This is a genomic window from Serratia sp. A07 (assembly GCF_058725505.1).
In genome coordinates this window covers 1-3,573 of record NZ_JBZXDO010000102.1, presented here as the reverse complement: position 1 = coordinate 3,573, position 3,573 = coordinate 1, and the positions used below count along the sequence as shown (strand labels likewise).

The 3,573-nt window shown below is 54.5% G+C and carries 3 protein-coding genes and 1 pseudogene; all 4 read right to left on the bottom strand.

Features of this window, described 5'->3' with window-relative positions:
* Positions 1-1,046 (bottom strand): prophage tail fiber N-terminal domain-containing protein (locus AC4PR2_RS28035; protein ID WP_492175930.1); only part of this gene is annotated, 1,046 nt, incomplete at its 3' end.
* Positions 1,043-1,570, bottom strand: a complete 528-nt coding sequence (locus AC4PR2_RS28030; RefSeq protein ID WP_492175929.1) for a tail fiber assembly protein — start codon at positions 1,568-1,570, stop codon at positions 1,043-1,045. The genes AC4PR2_RS28030 and AC4PR2_RS28035, both read right to left, overlap by 4 nt.
* A gap of 3 nt (positions 1,571-1,573) precedes the next feature.
* On the bottom strand, positions 1,574-2,668 hold the full coding sequence (locus AC4PR2_RS28025; protein ID WP_492175931.1) for a gp53-like domain-containing protein: 1,095 nt from the start codon (positions 2,666-2,668) through the stop codon (positions 1,574-1,576).
* A gap of 384 nt (positions 2,669-3,052) precedes the next feature.
* A pseudogene (locus AC4PR2_RS28020) lies at positions 3,053-3,445 on the bottom strand (hypothetical protein); the annotation flags it as partial.
* Positions 3,446-3,573 lie beyond the last annotated feature (128 nt).

Below are 3,573 nucleotides of genomic sequence, written 5' to 3'. Positions count from 1 at the left end.
GTCGCGTTAGGTATAGCTTTACGTTCCTTCACTGGCGAGGTGATAAATTCCTGCCAGTTAATGGACGACTCCGGTATTGAGCCATCGTTATTCGACGGCACGTTATAGTCGGTTTGTAAAAAGGCATTTCCTTGTTCGTCAACCGCAATCACTGCGCCCCCAAACGTGCCCTGGCGCGATTGGCTGTATTGCCAACGCAGGGTCAATTTGACGCCACCATTTGCAGAGGGCGCCGTTTTCTTGTTGGGCTTACTGGCCGTTCCATCGGGGGCCTGATAACTGTGAACGCTATTCTGTACAACAGCGGCAACATTGAAGTCCGCCTGCGAGATATTGAGCAAGGCCAGCGTCCTGCCGGATACATAACTCTCCGTCACGTTCACCGCCCAGACGCCAAAGACGTCACCGTTGGCATTGTTGCGCACATAGGGGCCGGGACTGTTACCGAGCTGTGAGCCGGTGAATGTCTGGGTGACCACCGCAGAACTGCCGTAACCCTTCGTCACGGTAACATCCAGAAAAACCTCTGAATCAGCCATTACCGGTATTGGGTAATTTAGGCGCATCGATTTATCACTACCGATAAGGCGGTAACGGCCTGGCTTTTTCACCGTATTCAGGTCAGTATCGGCCGGTAAATCTACGGCAGCTTTCTTGCTGGCTTCTGTCGCCTGTTCGGCGGCGTCAATAACTAGCTTTGCAAACTTTTCTAACTGCGCCTGAATCTGCTTGATATCTCCCTGTCCATCACCACCGCCGACACCGGTTAACAGATAATCGGGTAACTCGCCCGACAAGGCGGAGGGAAAGATTAACGCCATGCCAACAGGTGCTGTCGTGCCGTCCTTGCGTTTAATCCAGGTACGGTAAAGGCCGGGATGGAGTTCAACGCTGTAACTACCTTTGCCGTCAGTTTTTATCGAAACGGTCGCCCCAACGGTGGCATAGGGCGTAGAGAACTGGAGCGTCAATGTCAGTTCGGCATTCACCTCAGGCTGGCCGTTGGCATCGCGGTAGATGCCGCCGATTTTTACGGTTTGGCTCATTGTGGTTTCTCCGGCCAGATAATGTCTGGCGCATCTTCCGCCTGTACGCGGTTGAGCTGCACCGAGTAGGTTTCCCATGCGGTCAGCAGCGTTTTTTCTTCATCAGTCGCCATATTGAGACGAACCGCTCGCTCCAATGGGGCCAGCGCGCGTTCAGCGTCATTCATGAGCCGGTTCTTTTTACTCTCCGCCGTGAACCTGAGCTGCTCACGTGTCGGCGGTGGTTCGTCAATCCAGCAAGGCATGCCGCTATCATCGGCCCCTCGTATTTTACCGTCTGGTGGAATGGCAATGAATGCCGCATAGACGTCATCGCTCACCGGCCTCGCATCCTTCGGCCAAGAGCCCGCTTTGACGTAGTCCTTTTTCAGGATGCCCGCGACAAAAACGAGTTCGGAAGGTGAGAAGTAAAAATTCGCTTCCGGGCTTTCTAATGTCGGCCCCATATCCTCGGGACGCTGTATCAATGAAACTGGCGCAGCTCTCTCACTAAGTGCGTCCTCTGGTTTGTTGATGTCTGCCACTCTTTACCTCCCAATAGCAAAAATAATGGTGCGCATCGGGTTCCACCAGGCGCTCGAACCAGGCGCGTTCATCTGAACCTGGCAATTCTCGTTGTTCCAGCCGTAAACAACGGCCGTGGCATCGTTCCTATTACCACCGCCCTGTGATTGAGCACCTACGTTCACCGTGCAGCACTGATTCGGGAAGCGCATAGGGAAGCCCACGGTATCAATTTGCTCATCTTCTTTTCTCCAGGGGCCAACCGTCCACTGGTAGATAAAGCCGGTGTTTTCGTCTTTCCACCACCCGCGCTCGCCATCCGTCCACCAGTGCGTGCGATTATTAACGTAATCGGTCGTCGCTCTGGCGCCTACCTCACGGTTGAACGTACCCCAATCAACACGGCCATTGATATTGTTATCGCGAGCAGTGAACTGATTATTGAGCCAGTTGCTGAGATAGCCGCCCCAGACTGAGCCGCGTACATTCCCATCCGTCTGAAAGAGAGCATCACCGGCGGCATAATTACCGGGGGCAGAGAGCTGCTTGTTGTTGGGGTCAAACAGCCAGAGTGCTTCAGCGTTGTTATCACCCCTGACATGAATACAAGGCTTAGCAAAGCTGCCTTTTCCATCCAACAGATATCCAAAGCTCACCGCTGTCGGATAGCCTTGTCCCTTGCGGTTGCTGCGCCCCTTGACCAGCGGCACATAGCGGCCACCCTCGGCGACATCCCAATCAAAGATCCCCTGATAGAAGGGTGCTCTCGAATCGAGTTGCGCAGCATAAGCACCGCTACCTTCGGGGGCGACGCCTCCCGGCGTTGAAAAGTATTTAGCCGTAAGTTCACCGGTGACCCTGCCGCCGCGGGTGTCTAACTGTTCTTGCCAGCCGCTCCAGCCGCCGTTGACGTTGGTCGCCACATACAGCTTGCGGCTATGGCTCAGGAATAAGTAATGGTTGAATTTGCCATTACCTACGCCAGCGCCTAAATCGGCACCATTGGTGGTATACAGAAGCGTCCCCCATTTTTCGGGGGTGAATTCGCTGTTCTCAACGCTCCATACGCCCGGCGACGAGGGGCCGCTTTTACCGGTTATCGTGCGATTGATGCCCATCCGCGCCGCAAAGTTGTTCCGCATATCCGCCGCCTGAGTATCGGCCGCCGTAGGCTTGTACTGCGTGGTGTATACCCGCGCCCAGTTCTTCAATGTGTCCGGCGAATCCTCCCGTAGCGAACGCAGCCAGAACTCCGTATTGCCCGACCCAATCGCAAATTGCACGTGGCGGTATTTGTTGACCTTAAAGGTCATCAGGTTGCCGAGTTTACCCTGAGTCAACGGGTAGTTTTTCGACTGATCGCCCAGCGTCTCCAGCACAAAACCATCCGGCCGCTTGAGGTCATTATTGCCGTCAGTGGGAACCTCGCCTGTGTAAACCAAACGCGGCAATGTTAACGGCCCGGTCATGGTGTCGCCGGCCTGTTTCACAAAGCGCTTATCGGACTCTTGCTTACTGTAAGCATTCACGTCGCCGGGGCCGAGGCTGTCCTTGGTAGCGAGTTTGCCCAGTCCCAGATTGTCGCGCGCTTTTTGTTGCGCCTCCTTGCCGGCTTTGGCAATTTCACTGAGGTAATTTTTTTGCAGCAAGGCTTCGGTGCCAATGGTGGTCTTTATCGACAGAGCAAGCTGATTGAGTTTGCCTTTCTCCGGCTTGATCCCCGCCGCAGCCAGAATAGCCAATAATTCCGCCTGCACGATATTAAACCAGTCCTGACCCGGCCAGCTGATCCCCTTGCTGCCGTCACCTTCGGTAAACCACAGCGGTGTGGTGCTCTGGGCTGTTTTCAGCGCCGGCATGGTCGGCGTGCCGCTATTATTATCGAGAAAATACATTATTTTTCCTCCGGCTGTTCGTAGACATAGCGAAATTCCTGATGCGCCGGCTTATATCTGTCCAGCAAACACTCCAGAATACCCGCGGAATAAATACGCAGCGGCGTGGTGATCGGATCCAATACGTG

Excerpts from the sequence above, each read along its gene's own strand:
- AC4PR2_RS28025 (WP_492175931.1), bottom strand. The coding sequence starts at position 2,668 with ATGGGCATCAATCGCACGATAACCGGTAAAAGCGGCCCCTCGTCGCCG.